The organism is Sphingomonas longa (assembly GCF_016892685.1).
In the GTDB taxonomy this organism is placed as follows: domain Bacteria; phylum Pseudomonadota; class Alphaproteobacteria; order Sphingomonadales; family Sphingomonadaceae; genus Sphingomonas; species Sphingomonas longa.
Window position 1 is genome coordinate 807,750 of sequence record NZ_JAFEMC010000001.1, and the last position, 22,983, is coordinate 830,732.

A 22,983-nucleotide genomic window follows, 5' to 3' on the forward strand; every position below is an offset into this window, starting at 1 on the left:
CCAGCCTCTTGCGCATCCTCTAGCCGTATTAGTCATGACAGACACCACCGCGCCGCAGCCGTCCTTTTCCGATGGCCGCCCTTCGTTCACCGACGGTCAGCCACGCCGGCGGCGCGGCGGCTGGCGGCTGGTGCGCGGCGCGTGGAAGCTGCTGGTGGCGGTCAAGGACCTGCTGGTCCTGATCCTGGTGCTGTTGTTCTTCGCAGTCCTGTTCGCGGCGCTGACCGCCCGGCCGGGTACGAAGGCGATCGGCAGCGGTGCGTTGCTGCTCGACCTCGACGGATCGGTCGTGGAGCAGCCAGAGGAGCCGGCGGCGTTCGCGGCCCTGTCCGGTCAGGCGACCACCCGCCAGTTCCGCCTGCGCGACGTGCTGCGCGCGATCGACACAGCCCGTACCGACACGCGGGTGAAGGCCGTCGTGCTCGACCTCGACCAGTTTTCAGGTGCCTATCCTGCCGCGCTCGGCGAGATGGCGGATGCGCTCGTGCGCGTGCGCCAGTCGGGCAAGCCGGTACTGGCTTATGCGACCGCCTATACCGACGGCAGCTACCGTCTGGCGGCGGCCGCGAGCGAAGTGTGGGTCGATCCGATGGGCGGCGCACTGTTCCAGGGCGCAGGCGGAACCCAGCTCTATTACAAGGGCCTGATCGACAAACTCGGCGTCAACACGCATGTCTACCGGGTTGGGCGCTACAAATCGTTCGTCGAGCCTTACACCCGCGCCGACCAGAGCCCCGACGCTCGCGCCGCTTCGCAGGCGCTGTACGGATCGCTGATGGAGCAATGGGTGCAGGGCGTGACGCGTGTCCGGCCCAAGGCGCAGGTTGCGCGCTTCCTTGCGGACCCGCAGGCGGCGGTCCTCGCGACCGGTGGCGATGTCGCGAAGGCGAACGTGGCGATGGGCCTTGTCGACCGGCTCGGCGACCGGATCGCGTTCAACAAGCGCGTCGCGGCGTTGGTCGGCGGTGACAGCACCAAACCCGCGATCGGCTTCGCCAATATCGGGTACGACGCGTGGGTTGCGGCCAACCCGATGTCGACGACGGGTGATGCGATCGGCATCCTGACCGTCGCGGGTAACATCGTCGACGGCGAGGGCGGCCCCGGTACGGCGGCGGGCGACACGATCGCCAAGGCGATGCTCGACGGACTCGCCACGAACAAACTGAAGGCGGTCGTGCTGCGCGTCGACTCGCCCGGCGGGTCGGCGCTGGCGTCGGAGCGCATCCGACTGGCGGTGCTGGAGGCGAAGAAGCGCGGCCTTCCAATCGTGGTATCGATGGGCGGTCTGGCGGCATCCGGCGGCTATTGGGTCTCGACTGCGGGCGACACGATTTTCGCCGAGCCGAACACGATCACGGGGTCGATCGGCATCTTCGGCATCATCCCGACCTTCGAGGCGACGCTGGCGAAGATCGGCGTCACCACCGACGGCGTCCGCACCACACCGCTGTCCGGGCAGCCGGACGTATTTGCCGGCACGACGCCGATGCTCGACACGATCCTTCAGGCCGGCATCGAGCATGGCTATCGCGAGTTCATCGGTCGCGTCGCGAGCGCGCGTCGCATGACGCCGGCTCGCGTCGACGAGATCGGTCAGGGTCGCGTCTGGGACGGCGGCACCGCTCGCCAGCTCGGGCTGGTCGACCGCTTCGGCGGCCTGGGCGATGCGGTGGCCGAAGCCGCCCGCCGTGCGAAGCTCGACCCCGCGAAGGTCCACACCGTGTATCTGGAGAAGCAGCCGAGCTGGGCGGCGCAGCTGGCGCAGGCGTGGAACGACAGCGAGCGCGACGACGAGACCGGCGGCGGCGACGCCTTCGCGCGCATCGCCCTGCAACAGCGGGCGATCGTCGGGCAGGTGCTCGGCGACATGAAGCGGCTGGCGAGCGGCGGCTCGATCCAGGCCCGCTGCCTGGAGTGCGGCGGCCTCGGCCCTAGCACGGGTGCGGTCAGCGATGCCAAGCTGTTCGATCTGGTGCTGGCGCGGTTCGGCCTGTGATCGCGATTCGCGCGGCGACGGCGGCGGACGCGGGCGCGATCGCCGCGATCTATGCGCCGCACGTGCTGGTCGGCACCGCCTCGTTCGAGGAGGAAGCGCCCGACGGCCGGACGATGGCGCGGCGGATCGCGGCCAGCGACGGCTTGTATCCTTGGCTCGTCGCGACGCAGGGGCCGGAAGGGACCGGCATTCTCGCCTATGCTTATGCCACCGCGTTCCATCCGCGGGCGGCCTATCGCTGGGCGGTGGAGACGACGATCTACGTCGCCGACGCGGCGCAGCGGCAGGGCGCGGGAAGGCTGCTGTACGAAGCCTTGGTCGATACGCTCGCGGCGCAGGGCTTCACGCAGGCGATCGCCCGCATCGCCCTCCCCAACACAGCCTCGATCGGCCTGCACGAGGCGACGGGCTTTCGCCGCGCGGGCGTGCAGCGCGAGGTCGGGTACAAACACGGGCAGTGGATGGACGTGGGCCTCTGGCAGCGCGAACTCGCCCAGCCCACCAAGCCTCCAGCCGAGCCGCGGCCGTTCGCGGATGTCGGCGTGGTGCGGGTCTAACCGCCGCCGTGCGTCCGCGAAGGCGGGAGCCCGGTATATCTTCGATCAGCCGCAGTCCGCTGGGCTACGGGGTTCCCGCCTGCGCGGAAACAAACACGAAGAGGTCACGGCGCTAAATCGATAGATCCGTCGTGTCCGCTCCCACCTCGACCACCAGCTTCCCGATCGCACCGCGAGCGGCCATCTTTGCGATCGCGTCTCCGCCACGCGCCAAGGGAAACGTCTCGGTCACGCGGGGCGAAATGCGGCCCTCTCCCCACAGCTGGAACAGCGTCGCGACATGCGCCGCATTGGCGGCCGGATCGCGCGCGGCGAACGCGCCCCAGAACACGCCGCACACGTCGCAGCTCTTCAGCAGCGTCAGGTTCAGCGGCAATTTAGGGATGCCCGCGGGGAAGCCGACGACCAGATACCGCCCCTCCCACGCGATCGACCGCAACGCCGGTTCGGCATAGTCGCCGCCGACCGGATCGTAGATCACGTCCGCGCCATCCTTGCCCACTGCCGCCTTGAACTGCTCCGCCAATGCCTTCGACTGATCCTTGTCGAACGGCGCGCGCGGATAGATCAGCACCTCGTCGGCACCGGCCGTCCGCGCGGCCTCCGCCTTCTCCTCCGACGAAACCGCCGCGACGACCCGTGCCCCGAACGCTTTGCCCAGTTCGATCGCCGCCAGCCCGACGCCGCCCGCGGCCCCCAGCACCAGCAGGGTCTGACCCGCTTGCAACCGGCCCCGATCGAGCAAGGCATGGATCGTCGTTGCATAGGTGAGCAGCAGCGCCGACCCCTCCGCGAAGCTCCGTCCCTCGGGCAAGCGATACAGGCGCGCGACATCGACGACCGCCTTCTCCGCCAGCCCGCCATTGCCGATCATCGCCAGCGCGCGATCGCCGACCTGCCAGTCGCCAGCGGCATCGCCCACCCCTGAGATCGTACCAGCGATTTCGCCGCCGGGCGCGAAGGGGCGCTGAGGTTTGAACTGGTACTTGTCCTCGATCACCAGAACGTCGGGATAGTTGATCGCGCAGGCGCGGATATCGATCACGACCTGCCCCGGACCCGCCACTGGATCGGGCGCCTCGGCCAGTTCCAGAGTTTCAGGTCCGCCCGGCGCCCGCGACAGCAATGCCTTCATAACCGCGTTTTCCCTCTACCCAGGGGCGCGTGCTCGCCGCAGCGCCTTCGAAATTCGAAATCTGGGTATCTCTTGCCAGTGTCAGGCCGATCTCGTCCAGCCCCTCCATCAGGCAGCGGCGACGGAACGGGTCGAGGTCGAAGGAAAAGCGATCCTGATACGGCGTGGTGACGGTCATCGTCTCCAGATCGACGGTCACGTCCTGATCGACGGCGGTCTCCAGCAGGCGATCGATCGCCTCTTGCGGCAGCACCACCGGCACGATGCCGTTCTTGACCGCGTTGCCCGAAAAGATGTCCGAGAAACTGGGCGCGATCACGGCTGTAACGCCCATGTCGGCCAAGGCCCACGCCGCATGCTCGCGGCTGGACCCGCAGCCGAAATTGTCGCCGGCGATCAGGATCGGGGCGCCGGCATAACGCGGATCATCGAACAGATTGCCCGGCTGCGCGCGCACCGTCTCGAACGCGCCACGGCCGAGCCCGACGCGCGAGATGGTCTTCAACCAGTGCGCCGGGATGATGACGTCGGTGTCGACGTTCTTCGCACCCCAAGGATAGGCGCGCCCCGAAACGCTGGTGACCGCCTGCATCAGCGGTCGCGCTGCGCCGCTGCGGGGCGAGCGATGCTGGCACCATAGGCGGCGAAGCCGCTGACCAGCGTGCCGACGACCAATAATACGAGAACCTTCTTCATGACATCACTCCCCCGAAATCATTGTTATCACGCGGCATCAGGTCGCGCACGTCCGCCAATCGCCCCGTGACCGCCGCCGCCGCCGCCATCGCCGGCGACAACAGATGGGTGCGCGCACCCGGCCCCTGCCGCCCGACGAAATTGCGGTTGGAGGTCGAGGCGCAGCGTTCGCCCGGCGGCACCTTGTCCGGGTTCATCGCCAGGCACATCGAACAGCCCGGCTCCCGCCACTCGAACCCCGCGCCGACGAAGATCCGGTCGAGGCCCTCGGCCTCCGCCTGACGCTTGACCAGACCGGACCCCGGCACAACCATCGCGCGGACGCCGTCCGCGACGCGGCGCCCCTGCGCGACGGCGGCGGCGGCGCGCAGATCCTCGATCCGGCTGTTGGTGCAGCTGCCGATGAAGACGTGCTGGACGCCGACGTCCTGCATCGCCGTACCGGGTGCGAGACCCATATAATGGAGCGACTTGCGCGCCGCATCGCGCTTGGCCGGGTCGGCGAAGCTGTCCGGATCGGGGACGATCCCGGTGATCGCGACGACATCCTCGGGACTGGTGCCCCAAGTCAGCGACGGTGCGATATTGGTCGCGTCCAGTGTCACGGTTCGGTCATACGCTGCGCCCGGATCGGACGGCAGCGTCCGCCACCACGCGACCGCCTTGTCCCAATCCGCACCCTCGGGCGCCATCGGCCGCCCCTTCAGATAGGCGAAGGTCGTCTCGTCCGGCGCGACGAGGCCGGCGCGCGCGCCACCCTCGATCGACATATTGGCCATCGTCAGCCTGCCCTCGATCGACATCGCACGCACGACCTCGCCGGTATATTCGACGACATAGCCGGTGCCGCCCGCCGCGCCGATGCGGCCGATGATGGCGAGGATCACGTCCTTGGGACTGACGCCGAAGCCAAGCGAGCCGTCGACGCGGATTTCCATCGTCTTCGATTGTTGCAGCAGCAGCGTCTGCGTGGCGAGCACATGCTCCACCTCCGACGTGCCGATCCCGAACGCCAGCGCACCGAGCGCCCCGTGCGCGGAGGTGTGACTGTCGCCGCACACCAGCGTCGTACCGGGCAGCGTAAAGCCCATTTCGGGCCCGACGACGTGGACGATCCCCTGCTCCGCCGCGGTCGCGTCGATATAGTCGATGCCGAATTCCGCGGTGTTGCGGCGCAAGGCGTCCAGTTGCTGCGCGCTTTCGGGATCGGCGATCGGCAACAGACGCCCATCCGGCCCGATGCGCGGCGTCGTCGGCAGATTATGGTCTGGCACCGCCAGCGTCAGTTCCGGCCGGCGCACGCGGCGACCAGCGACGCGAAGCCCCTCGAACGCCTGCGGGCTGGTGACCTCGTGAACGAGGTGACGGTCGATATAAATCAGACACGTGCCGTCGTCGCGCCGTTCGACGACATGCGCGGCCCAGATCTTCTCGTACAAAGTGAGCGGACGGCTGGCCATGATCGCGCGGCGTTAACGCAAACCGGCCGGGTCGCCAAGGCCGATGCAGTTTAGTTGTCCCTCGTCACCATCAACAGCAACTTTCATGAAGAAGCGTCGTTGCCGCCGACATATCCCTCCATCAGGCGACCGACCCGATGACCACGATGGCAGTCGCCCATCCCTCCGGCCGCGAGGGTGGCGGACGCAAGGACGGACAGGATCGTAACGGTCGCGCGCTGGACGCGATGAACCTGTTCCTGGCCGACGTTCGCGACGGGCTGGGTCCTTACCTCGCCATCTATCTCGTCGCGGTGCGCGGACCGACGCATGGCTGGAACGAAGCGACGGCCGGGCTGGTCATGACGATCGCCGGGATCGCCGGCCTGCTCGCGACCACCCCTGCGGGTGCGCTGATCGACCGCGTCCACGCGAAACGCGCCGTGCTGGTGACGGCGGCGGTGCTGGTGACGCTGGCGTCGGTGTCGCTGCCGTTCGTCGGCGGCTTCGCAGCCGTCACGGCGACGCAGTCGCTGGCGGCCGCCGCGGCGGCGGTCTTCGCGCCCGGCATCGCGGCCGTGTCGCTCGGCATCGTCGGTCCCCGCGCCTTCACCCGGCGCGTCGGCCGTAACGAAGCTTTCAATCACGCCGGCAATGCCGTCGCCGCCGCGCTGGCTGGTCTGCTGGCGTGGAAGTTCGGGCCGGTCGTCGTGTTCTGGCTGATGGGCGGACTCGCGGCGCTCAGCATCGCGGCGATCCTGCGGCTCGACGGCACCGCGATCGACCACGCCGCCGCCCGTGGGTGCGGGGATGACGAGGTTCAGGACGACGCGCGGCCGCCGCAGTCGCTCCGCCAGTTGCTGATCGGCACACCCGCGCTGGGCATCTTCGCGATCACGTGTTTCCTGTTCCACCTGTCGAACGCGGCGATGCTGCCCTCGGTCGGACAGTTGCTGGCCCGCGAAGTCGGCAGCGCGCAGGCGACGTCGCTGGTCGCGGCCTGCATCGTCGGCGCGCAATTGGTGATGGTGCCGGTCGCGATCCTGATGGGGAAGTTCGCCGACCGTTGGGGACATCGACCCGTGCTGCTCGTCGGGCTGGCGGTGCTGGCGCTGCGCGGCGTGCTCTACACGCTGTCAAATGCGCCGGGGTGGCTGTTGTTCGTGCAGTTGCTGGACGGCGTCGGTGCCGGTATTTTCGGCGCATTGCTGCCCGTCATAGTTGCGGCGATCACCCGCGGGACCGGGCGGTTCAACGTCGCACAGGGCGCGGTTGCGACCGTGCAGGGCCTCGGCGGCGCGTTCAGCACTACGCTGGCGGGTGCGGTGATCGTGTGGGGCGGATACTCCGCCGCCTTCCTGACGCTGGCGGTGATCGCCGCCGGGGGCCTCGCGCTGGTAGCGCTGAAGATGCCGGAGACGAGCGAAGGGTTAGGGCCTCAGCCGGTGCGGTGATCCTCGGTCACCGTACCGCACGCATGCAGCTCCGCCTCGTGCCCGGCTTCTCGCCAGCTTTCGGCCAGGGCCGCGGCCTCCCATTCGCGCGCAGCGGGGTGATCGAGCAGGCGCTCCACCCACGCCTGCCCCGCAGCACCGACATCGATGCCATAGGTGCGGACGCGGTAGGCAACCGGCGCGTAGAACGCGTCCGCGGCGGTGAACGCCGGCCCTGCCAGCCACGGCCCGCTGAACCGCGACAGCCCCTCGGCCCAGAGCTCGACAATGCGTGCCACATCCCGCGTCAGCGCCGCCGATCCCGGTATCGCCGCGACGCGGACGCCGACGTTCATCGTCCGCTCGTTGCGCAACGCCGAGAACCCGCCGTGCATCTCCGCCACCGCGCTCATCGCCCACGCGCGGGCAGCTTCGTCACGCGGCCAGACGCCCTCGTGCCGCTCCGCCAGATACAGGACGATACCAAGCGAGTCCCACACCGTCCGCTCGCCGTCGATCAGCACCGGCACCCGACCGGTCGGCGAAAAGGCGCGGAACGCCGCGTAGTTCTCCGGTGCCCCGAACTGCTCGATCCGATCCGCGAACGGAATGTCGAGAGCACGCATCAGCAGCCACGGGCGCAGCGACCAGCTCGAATAATTCCGGTTCGCGGTAACGAGCGTGTAGCTCACGCCGTGTACGCTGCCGTAGTCTTCGTCCGTACCTCGTCGGCGGTGACGCCCGGCGCACACTCGATCAAGCGGAACGGATTATCGTGGTCCGGACGCTGGAACACCGCGAGATCGGTGACGATCATGTCGACGACGTTCTTCCCCGTCAGCGGCAGCGTGCAGGCCGGGATGAACTTCGGATCGCCGTTCTTCGACGTATGCTCCATCACGACGATGATCTTCTTCACGCCCGCGACGAGGTCCATCGCCCCGCCCATGCCCTTGATCATCTTACCGGGGATCATCCAGTTGGCGATGTCGCCGTCCTGGCTGACCTCCATCGCGCCCAGCACGGTCAGGTCGATATGGCCGCCGCGGATCATCGCGAAGCTGTCGGCGCTGCTGAAATAGACCGACGACGGCAATTCGCTGATCGTCTGCTTGCCGGCGTTGATGAGGTCCGGGTCCTCCTCGCCCTCGTACGGAAACGGACCGATGCCGAGCATCCCGTTCTCCGACTGGAGCGTCACCGTCATGCCGGGCGGAATGTTGTTCGCGACCAGCGTGGGGATGCCGATCCCGAGATTGACGTAGAACCCGTCCTCCAACTCCTGCGCAGCGCGGGCAGCCATCTGGTCGCGGGTCCAGCCCTTCACGTCCTCGGACATCAGTTCAGCTTCCCTTCCTGGATGGTTTCGATCTCGCCGAACTGCTCGCGCAACTGCCGCCCCAGCCCGTCGACGATTGCCTGTAGCGCGGCATCCTCGCCGATCGCCCACGTGCCGGCATAGGCACGCGCGGCGTGGCGGATCGTGTCCGCCATCAGATATCCGAACACGGTCGGGTCCTCCAGCAGATGCGCGGCGATCCACACGCTCGCGCCGCCATTGTTCGTGATCCAGATGCGCGCCACCTCCGCGGCGTCGGCGGTCAGCACATCGCCCTCGTCCAGCGAGATTTCGCCGGCATGCGCGGGCGTACTCACGCTGCCTCGCGCGGGCGGGTCAGGCGGAACTCGATCTTCTTGTCGTAGGGTGCGCCGACGATCATCCGCTTCACATAGATGCCCGGCAGGTGGATCGCATCGGGATCAAGCGAGCCGACCGGCACCACCTCCTCGACCTCCGCGACGCAGATGCGGCCGGCGGTGGCCATCGGGTGATTGAAGTTGCGCGCGGTCTTGCGGAAGATGAGGTTGCCCGTCTCGTCCGCCTTCCACCCCTTGATGATCGACAGGTCGGCGCGGATGCCGCGTTCCAGGATGTAATCCTGGCCGTCGAACGTCTTGACCTCCTTGCCCTCGGCGACCTGCGTGCCGACGCCGGTCTTGGTGTAGAAGCCCGGGATGCCCGCGCCGCCCGCGCGACACCGCTCCGCCAGCGTCCCTTGCGGGCAGAATTCCACCTCCAGCTCGCCGCTCAGATACTGGCGCTCGAACTCCTTGTTCTCGCCGACATAACTGGAGATCATCTTCTTCACCTGCCGCGATCGCAGCAGCTTGCCGAGACCCTCATTGTCGATCCCGGCATTGTTGCTGGCGATCGTCAGGTCCTTCACGCCCGACGCCTGGATCGCGTCGATCAGCCGTTCGGGGATACCGCACAGGCCGAACCCGCCGGCGCAGATCGTCATGCCGTCGTGGAGCAATCCCTCCAGCGCCGCGCCCGCATCCGGATAAAGCTTCCGCATCCCGCAATCCTCCTGATCCTGGGCGGGAGCGATAGGCGGCACCCCCGCCGCTGGTCAACGCGGGATGGCGCATTGACTTTGGCCCGCAAACCGTTAGTGGCACCCCCGCATCCGGCAGGTTCGCCCGCCGGATTCCGTCCTAGACAGCAGGTGCCGGGGATTTGCCCGGCTTAATGCCCTGCCGAGACGGGGATAGGTTTTTTCCTGCCGCTTTTCCATGCGGCCGGTCCCCCATTCCCTCGTCGACTGGACAAGCCGGTGCGCGTCGCGTGCCGGTGGTAACCGGACATGGCCCTCGGGGCATGTCCAAACGTGGAGAATGGCATGGATCGGACTGAAAAGGCCGCGGCCGTCGCCGAGTTGAACCGTAACTTTGCCGAAGTCGGCGTGGTCGTCGTGACCCGCAACCTCGGCATGACCGTCGCACAGTCCACTGTGTTGCGGAACAAGATGCGGGACGCCGGCGCGACCTACAAGGTCTCGAAGAACAAGCTTGCCAGGATCGCGCTCGACGGGACCGACTATGGATCGATCGGCGATATGCTGACCGGCCCCGTCGCTCTCGCTTCCTCGATCGACCCGGTCGCCGCAGCCAAGGTTGCGGTCGACTTCGCGAAGACGAACGACAAGTTCGAAATCGTGGGCGGTGCGATGGGCTCGACGCCCCTCGACCTCGCGGGCGTTCAGGCACTCGCCACGCTGCCGTCGCTGGACGAACTGCGTGCCAAGATCGTCGGCCTCATCGTGGCACCCGCCACGAAGCTGGCAACGATCACGCAGGCTCCCGCGGCACAGATCGCACGCGTGCTGTCCGCCTATGCGGAGAAGGAGGCGGCGTAAGCCGTCGACGCATTTCCTGGTTTCAATCGTACTTTGGGGGCCGATGCCCCCGCATGGAGAATACACATGGCAGACCTGAACGCGCTTGTTGAGAGCCTGAGCGAACTGACCGTCCTGGAAGCAGCCGAGCTGTCGAAGCTGCTCGAAGAGAAGTGGGGCGTTTCGGCCGCAGCAGCGGTCGCAGCACCGGCAGCAGCCGGCGGCGCAGCCGCACCGGCCGCTGAAGAGCAGACCGAGTTCGACGTGATCCTGACCGGCGACGGTGGCAAGAAGATCAACGTCATCAAGGAAGTCCGCGCGATCACCGGCCTGGGCCTGACCGAAGCGAAGGCTCTCGTCGAGGGCGCGCCGAAGGCCGTCAAGGAAGGCGTGAACAAGGACGAGGCCGCGAAGCTGAAGGCTCAGCTCGAGGCCGCCGGCGCGACCGTCGACGTCAAGTAAGCCGCACAGCGGGGTGGCGTACTGCCGCCCCGTTCGAGGCCGGCCGGCGGCACACAACGCTGTCAGACGACATGGGCTTCGCCCATGTCGACCACCGGCCCAGCGACTGACAAAAGGGGCGGCTCCGCAAGGGGCCGCCCCTTTTCGTTGTAGCGATCGGACGTTCTGACACCCACTGCGCAAACCAAATCGTCCGCCGGGCTGTCGTGCAGCCGGACTACCCCCTCAACCCAGAATGCCGGCTTCCGTCGAGATGACGGTGGATCATCACCCCCTTCACTCGCAAAACTGCCTAACGTACGCAGCAATGGCCCGGACAAGCCCTTCCTTCCTACCGGCACCGCTGCTATCGCCGCCCCAAACCCATCGTACAGTCCCCGCGCCCGCGGCTTCGCCGCCTTCGCTCCGCGCCGGGACGACAGGCAAAGGACGCTTATGACCGCCATCGGCCAGGACACGCTGAACACCCGCTCCACGCTCACCGCCGGCGGCAAGTCCTATGATTATTACAGCCTGTCCAAGGCCGCGGAGCAGCTCGGCGACATCAGCCGCCTGCCCTTCTCGATGCGCGTGCTGCTGGAGAACCTGCTGCGTTTCGAAGACGGCGTGACCGTCACCCGCGACGACATCCAGGCGATCGTGGACTGGCAGCAGGAGCGTCGCAGCGATCGCGAGATCCAGTATCGCCCGGCGCGCGTGCTGATGCAGGATTTCACGGGCGTGCCCTGCGTCGTTGATCTCGCCGCCATGCGCGACGCGATGACCGCGCTTGGCGGCAATCCGGAAAAGATCAATCCGCTGGTCCCCGTCCACCTCGTCATCGACCACTCGGTGATGGTCGACGAGTTCGGCACACCGCAGGCGTTCGGCGAGAACGTCGATCTCGAATATCAGCGCAACGGCGAGCGCTACGAGTTCCTGAAGTGGGGATCGAAGGCGCTCGACAATTTTAAGGTCGTCCCCCCGGGCACCGGCATCTGCCATCAGGTGAACCTGGAATACATCGGCCAGGCGATCTGGTCCTCGCAGGAGGTCGGCGACCACGCGAAAGACAGCGCGATGATCGCCTATCCCGATACGCTGGTCGGCACCGACAGCCACACCACGATGATCAACGGTCTGGGCGTCCTCGGCTGGGGCGTCGGCGGGATCGAAGCGGAGGCGGCGATGCTCGGCCAGCCCGTGTCGATGCTGATCCCCGAAGTCGTCGGTTTCAAGCTGACCGGCGAACTCGGCGAAGGCATCACCGCCACCGACCTCGTCCTGACCGTCACGCAGTTGCTCCGCGCCAAGGGTGTGGTCGGGCGCTTCGTGGAGTTCTACGGCCCCGGACTGTCGACGATGACGCTGGCGGACCGTGCAACGATCGCCAACATGGCCCCCGAGTACGGCGCGACCTGCGGCTTCTTCCCGATCGACGAGAAGACCATGGAGTATATGCGCCTGACCGCACGCTCCGAGGACAACATCGCGCTGGTGGAGGCCTATGCGAAGGCGAACGGCTTCTGGCGCGACGCGGATGCGCCGGACCCCGTCTTCACCGACACGCTGGAGTTGGACATGGGCACTGTCGTGCCGTCGCTCGCCGGCCCCAAGCGCCCGCAGGACAAGGTCGCGCTGACCAAGGTCGACGAAGTGTTCAACGGTGACCTGTTCAAGATCTACCACAAGGAACAGCCGCAGCGCGTGGCGGTGGCGGATCGCGACCACGACATCGGCGACGGCGACGTCGTGATCGCCGCGATCACCAGCTGCACCAACACCTCCAACCCCTCCGTCCTCGTCGCCGCCGGCCTCGTCGCGCGCAAGGCGCGCGCGCTGGGGCTGAAGCCGAAGCCGTGGGTCAAGACCTCGCTCGCCCCCGGATCGCAGGTCGTCACCGATTACCTGAACAAGGCGGGCCTTACCGAGGACCTCGACGCGATGGGGTTCAACCTCGTCGGCTATGGCTGCACGACCTGCATCGGCAATTCCGGCCCGCTCGCCGCACCGATCTCCGCCGCCATCAACGAGAATGATCTGGTCGCCGCCTCGGTTTTGTCGGGCAACCGCAACTTTGAGGGCCGCGTATCGCCGGACGTCCGCGCGAACTTCCTCGCCTCGCCGCCGCTGGTCGTCGCCTATGCCCTGAAGGGCACCGTCACGCAGGATATGCGCGAGACGCCGATCGGTCAGGGCACGGACGGCAATGACGTGTATCTGAAGGATATCTGGCCGACGAACGCCGAAGTCTCGTCGCTGATGACCGCCAATATCGACGACGAGATGTTCCGCTCCCGCTACGGCAACGTCTATGCCGGCGACGAGAAATGGTCGTCGATCGACGTCACCGGGTCGGACACCTATCAGTGGCGCGCCGGCTCCACCTATGTCGCCAACCCGCCCTATTTCGAGGGCATGTCGATGACGCCCGCTCCCACGGCGGACATCATCGAGGCGAAGCCGCTGGCGATCCTGGGCGACTCGATCACCACCGACCACATCAGCCCGGCCGGCAGCATCAAGGCGGACAGCCCGGCGGGCAAGTACCTTCAGGAGCATCAGGTCAGCCGCGCCGACTTCAACAGCTACGGCGCGCGCCGCGGCAACCACGAAGTCATGATGCGCGGCACCTTCGCCAACATCCGCATCCGCAACGAAATGGTGCCGGGCGTCGAGGGCGGCATGTCGAAGTATAACGGCGAGATCATGCCGATCTACGACGCGGCCATGCGCTACAAGGCGGACGGCACGCCGCTCGTCGTCATTGCGGGCAAGGAATACGGCACCGGTTCGTCGCGCGACTGGGCGGCAAAGGGCACCAACCTGCTCGGCGTGCGCGCGGTGATCGCGGAAAGCTTCGAGCGTATCCACCGCTCCAACCTCGTCGGCATGGGCGTGCTGCCGCTCCAGTTCGCCGAGGGACTGGATCGCCAGACGCTGAAGCTGGACGGGACGGAGACGTTCACGATCCACAACGTCGCCGGCCTGCGCCCGCGTCAGGACGTGGAGGTCACGCTGACCCGGGCGGACGGGAGCAGCGAGACGTTCATGACCCGCTGCCGGATCGATACGGTCAACGAGCTGGAGTATTTCTTGAACGGCGGCATCCTGCAGTACGTGCTGAGAAAGCTGGCGGCGTAAGGATTTGGCGGGGTCGAGGACTCGGGCCTTCGACCCCGCTCAGGCCGAATGGGCGGGGAGACTGGCGCCCTTGCCCTCTACTCGTCGTCACCCGCCACTGCCCATCCGTCACCCTAGCGAAAGCTGGGGTCCTTCCCAGGCCAGCGGTCCAGCGCCATCACTCAAGATCCCAGCTTTCGCGAGGTGACGGACGGGGGTGATGACGCACAGTTGATCAGGCCTGAGCGCCACCCTCACCCAAAACCCGGCCCGCCACCGCATCCAGCTTGGCCGCAAGTCCAGCATCCCGCGCGCCCGGCGCGGTGATGATCGCGGCATCCAGCACTGTATCGATCGGGGACGCGGGCCGCTCCTCCGGCAGCCCCTCCAGCAAGCGACTCACCGTCTCTCGCGCCAGAACTCCGTTCGCACCGACTTGCGAGAGTACGGCAGCGACATCGACCGCGGCCTCCCCCTCGCGCCACGCGTCGTAATCCGTCACCATCGCAACCAGCGCGTACGGCAGCTCGGCCTCGCGCGCGAGCTTCGCCTCCGGCATCGCAGTCATGCCGATCACGTCCGCGCCCCAGCTTCGGTACAAACGGCTTTCCACGCGCGTCGAGAATGCGGGGCCTTCCATCGCCAAATAGGTGCCGCCCGCGTCGACGCACGCGCCGACATCCCGTGCGGCCTTCGCCACTATTGTGGACAGGCGCGGACAGACCGGCTCCGCCATCGGCACGTGCGCCACCAGCCCCGTTCCGAAGAAACTGTTCGCGCGCGACGTGGTGCGGTCGATGAACTGGTCGACGATCGTGAAGCTGCCCGGCGGCCGATCCTCACGCAGCGACCCGACCGACGAGATCGCGAGCAGGTCGGTGACGCCCAAGCGCTTCAACGCATCAATGTTGGCGCGGGCATTGATCTCGCCCGGCGCGATGCGGTGGCCGCGACCGTGGCGGGGCAGGAACGCGACTCGGGCATGGCCGATCCGCCCCGTCAGGATCGCATCGGACGGTTCACCCCAGGGGCTGTCGACCCGCTGCCACTGCGCATCCTGCAAGCCGTCGATCGCGTAGAGCCCCGATCCACCGAGGATACCGATCGTCCAGCCGCTCATCAGACGGTGAAGCTCTCACCGCAGCCGCACGCGCCCTTGGCGTTCGGGTTCTGGAACACGAAGCCGGCGGTGAAGTCGTCTTCCACCCAGTCCATCGTCGATCCGATCAGGTACAGGATCGATCCGCCGTCGACGAACAGCGTCCCACCGGGCGTGTCGATCCGCTCGTCGAACGGCTTCGCCTCCGTCACGTAATCGACCGAATAGGCGAGGCCGGAGCAGCCGCGCTTGGGCGTCGACAGCTTGACGCCGATTGCGTCCGCCGGTGCGCGGCCCATCAGGTCGGCGATCCGCGCCTCGGCGGATGGCGTCAGGTTCAACGCGGCGGGCCGCGCGCGCAGCGTGGTGGCCATTACAGCATCCCCAGTTCGAGCTTGGCGTCGTCGGACATCTTCTGCGGGTCCCAGGGCGGGTCCCAGACGAGGTTGACGTCGGCGATCGAGATGCCCGGCACGGCTGCAACGCGCATCTCCACTTCGGCCGGCATCGATTCCGCGACCGGACAATGCGGCGTCGTCAGCGTCATCGTCACCGTCGCCTCGCCATTCTCGGTCACGTCGACGCCGTAGATCAGGCCCAGGTCATAGATGTTCACGGGAATTTCGGGGTCGAAGATGTCCTTCAACGCGTCGATCACGGCTTCGTACAGCGCACCGCCCGGCTCGCCAGCCGCATCACCCTGCGGCTTCTGCGCGAGGAACCCGGACAAATAGTCGCGCTCGCGCGGCGCTGACACTGTCGACCCTAGCGCGGCGTCATCGACCCGCGCCTTGGGCGGCGGTGCGACGCCGTCTACCTGTTCGACCTGATAGTCGCTCATCCGAAAATCCTCGTCACTCGCTCGACGCCCTTCACCAGCGCATCCACGTCGGCAGGGCCATTATAGACGCCGAAGCTGGCCCGCGCCGTCGCCTCCACGCCCAGCGCCTCCATCAGCGGTTGCGCGCAATGGTGACCGGCGCGGATCGCCACCCGGCTCTCGTCCAAGATGGTGCCGATGTCGTGCGGATGCACCCCCTCGACCGTGAAACTGACGATGCCGGCGGAGTCCGCCGGCCCGAGCAGCCGCACGCTGTTGAGGCTGCCCAGCCCATCGCGCGCCTGCGCAACCAGCGCGGTTTCATGAGCGTGGATTGCCGGCAGACCGATCGCGTCGACGTAGTCGATCGCCGCGTGCAGCCCGAGCGCGCCAACGATGTGCGGCGTCCCCGCCTCGAACCGGCCCGGCGGCGCGGCATAGGTCGTCTTTGCGAACGTCACGCGGTCGATCATCGATCCGCCGCCCTGCCAAGGCGGCATCGCCTCGAGCAGTTCCGGCCGCCCCCACAGCACGCCGATGCCGGTCGGGCCGTAAAGCTTGTGCGCGGAAAACACGTAGAAATCGCAGCCGAGCGCGGTCACGTCGACCGGCATCCGCGGCACCGACTGGCATCCGTCGATCAGGATCTTCGCCCCGACGCCGTGCGCGAGCGACACCGCCCGCTCCACGTCCAGCACGGAGCCGAGGACGTTGGAGACATGCGCCAGCGCGACGAGCTTGTGTCGCTCGGTCAGCATCGCCGCCATCGCGTCGAGATCGATACGACCGTCGCTGGTCAGCGGCGCGACGTCGATCGCCGCGCCCACGCGCTCCGCCGCCATCTGCCACGGCACGATGTTGCTGTGATGCTCCAGCATCGACAGCATGATCCGATCGCCGGCCTTGAGCTGCTGCGCGGCCCAGCATTGCGCGACAAGGTTGATCCCCTCCGTCGCGCCGCGGACGAACACACATTCGTCCGGGGAGCCGGCACCGATGAACGTAGCGACGCGGCGGCGTGCGGCCTCGTACGCAACGGTCATGTCTGCCGACCGCTGGTACACGCCGCGATGCACGGTCGCGTAGGTCTCGCCATAGGCACGCGTGATCGCTTCGACCACGACCTGCGGCTTCTGGGCCGTGGCCGCGGTGTCGAGATAGGCCCAACCTGCCGGGATGGCGGGGAAATCGGCGAGCGTGTCGAGCGGGGCCGCACTGCTCATGCCGCAGTCTCCAACGCGAAGTGGAGGAAGTGGAGGCGCTGGGCGCTTCTTCTCCCCTCCCTTTGAGGGAGGGGGCGGGGGTGGGTGGAGCCTTGGCGACATACGGCGGTCGCGCGCTGACGGAGCCGTATCGCCAGCACGCTACCCACCCCCGACCCCTCCCTTATAGGGAGGGGAGAAGCAGGGGCACTCTCCCCAGGAGGGAGAAGCGTAACAGCAGTCCCGCTCACAACGCACGCTCCAGCCAGGCATCGGCATCCGCCACGAATGCATCCCGCACCACCGCATCGCCGATCCGGTCCAACGCATCGACTACGAACGCATGCGTCAGCAACGCCTGCGCCCGCGCCGGAGAGATGCCGCGGCTCTGCATGTAGAACAGCGCCCGCGCATCCAGTTCGCCGACCGTCGCACCGTGCGCGCACTTCACGTCGTCGGCGAAGATCTCCAGCTCTGGCTTCAAATTCACTGTGGCGGTGCGTTGCAGCAACAAGCCCCGCAGCGACTGCTCGCCGTCGGTCTTCTGCGCATGCCGTGCGACCTCGACGGCGGCGGCGAGGCTGGCGGCGGAACGGTCGGCCGCAACCGCACGCCAGACCTGCTTGCTCTGCCCGTTGGGTTCGGCATGATGGATACGGACGAAGCATTCCTGCCGCTGCTCGCCAGCGGTCAGCAGCGCGCCGCCGTAATCGGCATAGGCCCCTTCGCCCGCGACGATCCGCGCGTCGATGCGCGTGCCCGCCACACCGGCGCCGAGAAATACCGTGATCAGGCTGGCCCCTGTCCCGAGCGTGGCTTCCTCCCTCAACGAGGTGAAGCCTGCCTCCTGCACCAGCCGCACCGACCGCATCAGCCGTGCGGCGCTACCCAGTGTCGTGCGCGTGAACCGGTTGGCCCAGCCGCTGCCGATATAGGTTTCGACGACCTGTGCGACGGCGTTGTCGCCCAGCACGATCTCGGCCGGCAGATGGTTGGCCGCGCCGGTCGCGACATGGACGATCTGCACCGGATCGGCGGCGGCATCGGCGTCCAGATGCAGCGCCCAGCCGGGGCCGGACGTGCGCGCGGCGAGGGCATGGTCGTCAGCATCGACCTGCCGAAGCACGACGCGGCCGAGATTGCTGACCGCCTGATCCACGACGCCGTCGACCACGACGATCCGCGCGCCGGGCAGGTCGAGGAACCAGCCATCCGTTTCGACGCCCGCAATCTGCGGCAGCGCCGCGGCGGCGGCGATTCCGGCCGTATCCGCCCAGCGCCACGCTTCCTCGCGGGTGGAGGGGAGTTCCATGACGCTCATGCCGGCAACCTCGATGCTCGTGGCGACCGGATCACGCGGTCACCTGCGAATAGCCCGCCCGCTCCAGCTCATGCGCCAGTTCCGGCCCACCCGTGCGGGTGATCACGCCGCCATCGAGCACGTGGACGAAGTCAGGCTTCACGTAATCGAGCAGCCGCTGATAGTGCGTGATCAGCAACACCGCCTTGTCGGGCGCGCGCATGATGCGGTTGATACCGTCGCCGACGATCCGCAGCGCGTCGATGTCGAGGCCGGAATCCGTCTCGTCGAGGATCGCGAACTTCGGATCGACGATCCCCATCTGCACCATCTCGTTGCGCTTCTTCTCGCCACCCGAGAAACCGACATTGACCGGGCGCTTGAGCATCTCCGCATCCATGTCGAGCTTGCGCGCTTCCTCGCGCGCCAGCTTCAGGAATTCCGCGCCCGACAGCGGCTTCTCGTCGCGCTGCCCACGCTGCGCGTTCAGCGCCTCGCGCAGGAACTGCACGTTCGACACGCCGGGGATCTCGACCGGATACTGGAAGCCGAGGAACAGGCCGGCAACGGCGCGCTCATGCGGTGCGAGTTCGAGCAGGTCGATCCATTCGCACTCCCCCGCTCGTCCTGAGCTTGTCGAAGGGCCGGACGCGAGCGCGCCCTCTGTGGCGTGTGCTTCGACAGGCTCGGCACGAACGGAGGAGAGGAAACGCACGCTGCCCGCCGTCACCTCGTAACCGGGACGACCGCCGAGCACGTAGCCGAGCGTCGACTTGCCCGCGCCGTTCGGCCCCATGATCGCATGGACCTCGCCCGCGTTCACGGTCAGCGAAAGACCCTTGAGGATTTCCTTGCCGTCGATCTCGGCGTGGAGGTTTTCGATGTTCAGCATTGTCATCTCTCTAGCCCCTCCCCTTCAGGGGAGGGGTTGGGGTGGGGCGTTCGCCGGTCGGGCAACGCTCGTAGTTCATCCAGAAGCCGTGCCAGCACGCCCTCGATATTCTGCATGACGTCGGTGTTCGTGAACCGCACCGTTCGGAAGCCGAGTACGGCCAGCGCAGCATCGCGACGCTCGTAACTGGCGGCATCGCTGTGCGTATGCCCATCAACCTCGACGATCATCCCTTTCTGCGGGCACAGAAAGTCTACGATGACCATGCCGATCGTCGCCTGCCGCCGAAACTTGAAACCGCCGAGTTGCGATTGCGACAGACGCGACCATAGCCGCTTCTCCGGCTCCGTCGGATTATGGCGCATAGCGGAGGCGTGACCGTGCATACGGTCGATCGTGCTCGCGGAGAGGCCCCACCCCCTGCCCCTCCCCTGAAGGGGAGGGGAGTCAAGGCGACGATCGTCGTCGCGGGGTGTCATCCCACAGATCCTTCAAGGCTGATCCCCAGCAACTTCTGCGCCTCGACCGCGAACTCCATCGGCAGTTGCTGCAGCACCTCGCGTGCGAAGCCGTTGACGATCAGCGCGACCGCCGCTTCCTGATCCAGACCGCGCGACATGGCGTAGAACAACTGGTCCTCGCTGATCTTCGACGTCGTCGCCTCATGCTCGATCTGCGCGGAGGGGTTGCGGACCTCGATATACGGGATCGTGTGCGCGCCGCACTGGTCGCCCAGCAACAGGCTGTCGCACTGGGTGAAGTTGCGGACGTTCTCCGCCGTCGGGCCGACGCGGACGAGGCCGCGATAGGTGTTGTCCGAACGCCCTGCCGAAATCCCCTTCGACACGATGGTCGAGCGGGTATTCTTGCCGAGATGGATCATCTTGGTGCCGGTATCCGCCTGCTGACGGTTGTTGGTCACCGCCACCGAGTAGAACTCGCCGACCGATCCGTCGCCCGACAGCACGCAGGACGGATATTTCCACGTCACCGCGCTGCCGGTTTCGACCTGCGTCCACGACACCTTGCTGTTCTTGCCCTGACACAATGCGCGCTTGGTGACGAAATTGTAGATGCCGCCAAGGCCGTTCTCGTCGCCCGGATACCAGTTCTGGACGGTCGAATATTTGATCTCGGCATCGTCCAGCGCGACCAGCTCGACCACCGCGGCGTGCAACTGGTTCTCGTCGCGCATCGGCGCGGTGCAGCCCTCCAGGTAGCTGACATAGCTGCCCTTGTCGGCGACGATCAGCGTGCGTTCGAACTGGCCGGTATTCTCCGCGTTGATGCGAAAATAGGTGGACAGCTCCATCGGGCAGCGGACGCCCTCCGGAATGTAGACGAACGTGCCGTCGCTGAAGACCGCGCTGTTGAGCGTTGCGAAGAAATTGTCGCGCTGCGGCACGACCTTGCCCAGCCATTTGCGGACGAGATCGGGATATTCGCGGATCGCCTCGCTGATCGAGCGGAAGATGACGCCCGCCGCCTCCAGCTCCTTGCGGAACGTGGTCGCCACCGACACGCTGTCGAACACCGCGTCGACCGCCACACGCCGCGGCGGCTCCGCGCCCTCGACGTTCGCGAGCAGCTTCTGCTCCTCGATCGGAATGCCGAGCTTTTCATAGGTGCGGCGGATTTCGGGATCGAGTTCGTCCAGCGACGCGATCGTCGCCTTCGCCTTCGGTTCGGCGTAGTAGAACGCGTCCTGATAATCGATCGGCGGGACGTTGAGCTTCGCCCAGTCCGGCGCCTCCATCGTCAGCCACAGGCGGAACGCTTTCAGCCGCCAATCGAGCATCCATTCGGGCTCGTTCTTTTTGGCGCTAATGTAGCGAACCGTATCCTCCGACAGCCCCTTGGGCGCGAAGTCCTGTTCGATGTCGGTGGCGAAACCCCACTCGTACTTCTTCGATACGGCCGCATAGGCCTCGGCGTTCTTCATCACGCTTGCTCCAACACCGACAGGCTGGCGAGCGAAACACCCGCCAGCGCGCCGCGCACCGCGCCGTTGACGACGCTCCAGTGCGGCTTGACCCGACAACTTCCGTCGATCGCGCAATCGTCCCGCGTCCCGGAGACGCAGGACGTCAGCGCGATCGGCCCTTCGACCGCCTCGATCACATCCGCCAGGCTGATCGCCGAGGGCGGGCGCGACAGGCGGAACCCGCCACCCGTACCGCGCGCACTTTCCAGCAGGCCCGCCGCGGCAAGGCGGCTGACCAGCTTCTGCGCGGTCGGCAGCGGTACGCCCGTCTCCTCCGCGAGCAGGGTCGCGTTCAGCCGACCCACGCCGCCGCAGTGGCGCGCGGCGGCGGCCATCAGGACGACCGCATAATCGGCTAGAGAAGAGAGGCGCATCGTTCCAATCGGATCGTTTCCGTCCGATTGCAGATGGTGCAGTGCAACGCCGCGATCAACCGCTATCTTTGCAAACGACTCGCAGGGGTGCGATGAGCGTGGCCATGTCCTGGTACCACCCTGCCCTGTTCGCGCTCGATGCGGAGCGCGCCCACGCCCTGACGCTCAGGATGCTGTCGCTCTGGGGCGGCGCGGGAACGCCGCTGGCACGGGACGGGGCAAGCTATCCGCGGCTGGCGACGAGCGTCGCGGGCGTGACCTTCGCCAACCCGGTCGGGCTGGCCGCGGGCGTCGACAAGAACGGCGAAGCGATCTCTGGCTTCTTCGGGCTGGGCTTCGGATCGGTGGAGATCGGTACGCTGACGCCGCGCCCGCAGGCGGGAAATGCGAAGCCGCGTCTGTTCCGCTTGCCGGAGGATCGCGCGGTGGTGAACCGCTACGGCTTCAACAACCACGGTTTCAACGCCGGCCTCGCCAATGCGCGCTCGGCGAAGCGGCGCGGTACGCTCGGCATCAACGTCGGCGCGAACAAGGATTCGGAGGACCGGATCGCCGATTATTCTAAAGGCGTAGCCGCCGCCGCGCCGCTGGCCGATTACGTGACGATCAACATCAGCTCGCCCAACACGCCCGGCCTGCGCGACCTGCAATCCGGACAGGCGCTGCGCGACCTGCTGGCGGCATCCGTCGCGGCGAAGGGCACGACGCCGCTGTTCCTGAAGGTCGCCCCCGACCTCGACCCCGCCGGCGTCGACGACATCGCCCGCGCGGTGATCGAGGCGAAGGTCGATGCCCTGATCGTCGGCAATACCACCATAACGCGACCGGGCCTGCGCTCCTCTAACGGCGCGGAGACGGGCGGCCTGTCGGGTGCGCCGCTCGCACCGCTGGCACGTGCACGGCTGGCGGATTTCCGCACGGCGACAGGCGGCGCGGTGCCGCTGGTCGCGGTCGGCGGCATCGGTTCGGCAGAGGAGGCCTATGCCCGTATCCGCGCCGGGGCGAGCCTCGTGCAAGTCTACACCGCGCTGGTCTATGAGGGGCCGGGGTTAGCGGCGCGGATGCTCGCGGGACTGGACGCACTGCTGGCGCGCGACGGGTTTGCGAACGTGGCGGATGCCGTGGGGGCCTAGCGCGGGATCAACGCGCACGCATCTCCCCTCCCCTTCGGGGGTCGCGGATGGGGCGGTGCCGCAAACCAATCGCTGGTGGAGAGGCCCCACCCAGCCCTACCCTGAAGGGGAGAGAGCCGAAGAATAGACCTGGAACCTTCAGGTTCCAGCATCTCCGACCCGTGCTCCCGCGGATGC

At 67.2% G+C, this 22,983-nt stretch carries 23 protein-coding genes; 7 read left to right on the forward strand and 16 right to left on the reverse strand.

What is annotated here, in order from left to right:
- The first annotated feature begins 34 nt into the window (after positions 1–34).
- Positions 35–1,999, forward strand: a complete 1,965-nt coding sequence (gene sppA, locus ILT43_RS03890; protein WP_204195030.1) for a signal peptide peptidase SppA — start codon at positions 35–37, stop codon at positions 1,997–1,999.
- On the forward strand, positions 1,996–2,556 hold the full coding sequence (locus ILT43_RS03895) for a GNAT family N-acetyltransferase (RefSeq protein ID WP_204195031.1): 561 nt from the start codon (positions 1,996–1,998) through the stop codon (positions 2,554–2,556). The genes sppA and ILT43_RS03895 overlap by 4 nt, the downstream gene beginning before the upstream one ends.
- Before the next feature lie 112 nt (positions 2,557–2,668).
- On the opposite strand, the gene ILT43_RS03900 is transcribed toward ILT43_RS03895, so the two are convergent.
- From ILT43_RS03900 to leuC, 3 genes are all read right to left on the reverse strand, one after another.
- Positions 2,669–3,691 (reverse strand): NADPH:quinone oxidoreductase family protein, encoded by a 1,023-nt coding sequence (locus tag ILT43_RS03900; protein ID WP_204195032.1) that lies wholly within the window; start codon positions 3,689–3,691, stop codon positions 2,669–2,671.
- The gene (gene leuD, locus ILT43_RS03905; RefSeq protein WP_204195033.1) at positions 3,654–4,283 is read right to left on the reverse strand and encodes a 3-isopropylmalate dehydratase small subunit; all 630 of its coding nucleotides are present in this window, start codon (positions 4,281–4,283) and stop codon (positions 3,654–3,656) included. Before leuD ends, ILT43_RS03900 begins: the two co-directional genes overlap by 38 nt.
- 100 nt (positions 4,284–4,383) lie before the next feature.
- Positions 4,384–5,847: a 3-isopropylmalate dehydratase large subunit gene (gene leuC / locus ILT43_RS03910; RefSeq protein WP_204195034.1), complete on the reverse strand. Its 1,464-nt coding sequence runs from the start codon at positions 5,845–5,847 to the stop codon at positions 4,384–4,386.
- Positions 5,848–5,984: 137 nt separating this feature from the next.
- Here leuC and ILT43_RS03915 point away from each other — a divergent pair, with 137 nt between their 5' ends.
- A complete protein-coding gene (locus ILT43_RS03915; protein WP_204195035.1) occupies positions 5,985–7,280 on the forward strand; it encodes an MFS transporter in 1,296 nt (431 codons plus the stop codon).
- On the opposite strand, the gene ILT43_RS03920 is transcribed toward ILT43_RS03915, so the two are convergent.
- Genes ILT43_RS03920 through ILT43_RS03935 form a run of 4 tightly spaced genes read right to left on the reverse strand, consistent with a single transcriptional unit; the run spans position 7,265 to position 9,619 of the window.
- Entirely contained in the window at positions 7,265–7,951 is a 687-nt protein-coding gene (locus ILT43_RS03920) for a glutathione S-transferase N-terminal domain-containing protein (protein ID WP_204195036.1), read from the reverse strand. The genes ILT43_RS03915 and ILT43_RS03920 overlap by 16 nt on opposite strands.
- A complete protein-coding gene (locus tag ILT43_RS03925; protein WP_204195037.1) occupies positions 7,948–8,598 on the reverse strand; it encodes a CoA transferase subunit B in 651 nt (216 codons plus the stop codon). The genes ILT43_RS03920 and ILT43_RS03925 overlap by 4 nt, the downstream gene beginning before the upstream one ends.
- Positions 8,598–8,915, reverse strand: a complete 318-nt coding sequence (locus tag ILT43_RS03930) for a DUF5076 domain-containing protein (RefSeq protein WP_204195038.1) — start codon at positions 8,913–8,915, stop codon at positions 8,598–8,600. Before ILT43_RS03930 ends, ILT43_RS03925 begins: the two co-directional genes overlap by 1 nt.
- A complete protein-coding gene (locus tag ILT43_RS03935; RefSeq protein WP_204195039.1) occupies positions 8,912–9,619 on the reverse strand; it encodes a CoA transferase subunit A in 708 nt (235 codons plus the stop codon). Before ILT43_RS03935 ends, ILT43_RS03930 begins: the two co-directional genes overlap by 4 nt.
- Positions 9,620–9,943: 324 nt before the next feature.
- Between ILT43_RS03935 and rplJ the strand changes: the two genes are divergently transcribed.
- The 3 genes from rplJ to acnA all read left to right on the forward strand — a co-directional run bounded on the left by rplJ (position 9,944) and on the right by acnA (position 14,023).
- A complete protein-coding gene (rplJ, locus tag ILT43_RS03940; protein ID WP_204195040.1) occupies positions 9,944–10,459 on the forward strand; it encodes a 50S ribosomal protein L10 in 516 nt (171 codons plus the stop codon).
- 66 nt (positions 10,460–10,525) lie between these two features.
- A complete protein-coding gene (rplL, locus tag ILT43_RS03945; protein ID WP_204195041.1) occupies positions 10,526–10,900 on the forward strand; it encodes a 50S ribosomal protein L7/L12 in 375 nt (124 codons plus the stop codon).
- Between the two features lie 435 nt (positions 10,901–11,335).
- Positions 11,336–14,023, forward strand: coding sequence for an aconitate hydratase AcnA (gene acnA, locus ILT43_RS03950; RefSeq protein WP_204195042.1), 2,688 nt, complete (start codon positions 11,336–11,338; stop codon positions 14,021–14,023).
- A 214-nt stretch (positions 14,024–14,237) separates the two neighbouring features.
- On the opposite strand, the gene mtnP is transcribed toward acnA, so the two are convergent.
- The 9 genes from mtnP to ILT43_RS03995 all read right to left on the reverse strand — a co-directional run bounded on the left by mtnP (position 14,238) and on the right by ILT43_RS03995 (position 21,673).
- Positions 14,238–15,122 (reverse strand): S-methyl-5'-thioadenosine phosphorylase, encoded by an 885-nt coding sequence (gene mtnP, locus ILT43_RS03955; protein WP_204195043.1) that lies wholly within the window; start codon positions 15,120–15,122, stop codon positions 14,238–14,240.
- The gene (locus tag ILT43_RS03960; RefSeq protein ID WP_204195044.1) at positions 15,122–15,475 is read right to left on the reverse strand and encodes a HesB/IscA family protein; all 354 of its coding nucleotides are present in this window, start codon (positions 15,473–15,475) and stop codon (positions 15,122–15,124) included. Before ILT43_RS03960 ends, mtnP begins: the two co-directional genes overlap by 1 nt.
- Positions 15,475–15,942 (reverse strand): SUF system Fe-S cluster assembly protein, encoded by a 468-nt coding sequence (locus ILT43_RS03965; protein ID WP_204195045.1) that lies wholly within the window; start codon positions 15,940–15,942, stop codon positions 15,475–15,477. The genes ILT43_RS03960 and ILT43_RS03965 overlap by 1 nt, the downstream gene beginning before the upstream one ends.
- Positions 15,939–17,144, reverse strand: a complete 1,206-nt coding sequence (locus ILT43_RS03970) for an aminotransferase class V-fold PLP-dependent enzyme (RefSeq protein ID WP_204195046.1) — start codon at positions 17,142–17,144, stop codon at positions 15,939–15,941. Before ILT43_RS03970 ends, ILT43_RS03965 begins: the two co-directional genes overlap by 4 nt.
- 226 nt (positions 17,145–17,370) lie before the next feature.
- On the reverse strand, positions 17,371–18,444 hold the full coding sequence (locus ILT43_RS03975; protein ID WP_204195047.1) for a SufD family Fe-S cluster assembly protein: 1,074 nt from the start codon (positions 18,442–18,444) through the stop codon (positions 17,371–17,373).
- A gap of 31 nt (positions 18,445–18,475) precedes the next feature.
- The gene (gene sufC, locus ILT43_RS03980; protein ID WP_211534352.1) at positions 18,476–19,315 is read right to left on the reverse strand and encodes a Fe-S cluster assembly ATPase SufC; all 840 of its coding nucleotides are present in this window, start codon (positions 19,313–19,315) and stop codon (positions 18,476–18,478) included.
- Between the two features lie 2 nt (positions 19,316–19,317).
- The gene (locus ILT43_RS03985; RefSeq protein ID WP_275431425.1) at positions 19,318–19,701 is read right to left on the reverse strand and encodes an endonuclease domain-containing protein; all 384 of its coding nucleotides are present in this window, start codon (positions 19,699–19,701) and stop codon (positions 19,318–19,320) included.
- 89 nt (positions 19,702–19,790) lie between these two features.
- The gene (gene sufB, locus ILT43_RS03990; protein ID WP_204195050.1) at positions 19,791–21,257 is read right to left on the reverse strand and encodes a Fe-S cluster assembly protein SufB; all 1,467 of its coding nucleotides are present in this window, start codon (positions 21,255–21,257) and stop codon (positions 19,791–19,793) included.
- Positions 21,257–21,673, reverse strand: a complete 417-nt coding sequence (locus ILT43_RS03995) for an SUF system Fe-S cluster assembly regulator (RefSeq protein ID WP_204195051.1) — start codon at positions 21,671–21,673, stop codon at positions 21,257–21,259. Before ILT43_RS03995 ends, sufB begins: the two co-directional genes overlap by 1 nt.
- A 104-nt stretch (positions 21,674–21,777) precedes the next feature.
- Here ILT43_RS03995 and ILT43_RS04000 point away from each other — a divergent pair, with 104 nt between their 5' ends.
- Positions 21,778–22,806, forward strand: a complete 1,029-nt coding sequence (locus ILT43_RS04000; RefSeq protein WP_204195052.1) for a quinone-dependent dihydroorotate dehydrogenase — start codon at positions 21,778–21,780, stop codon at positions 22,804–22,806.
- The last annotated feature ends 177 nt before the right edge of the window (positions 22,807–22,983 follow it).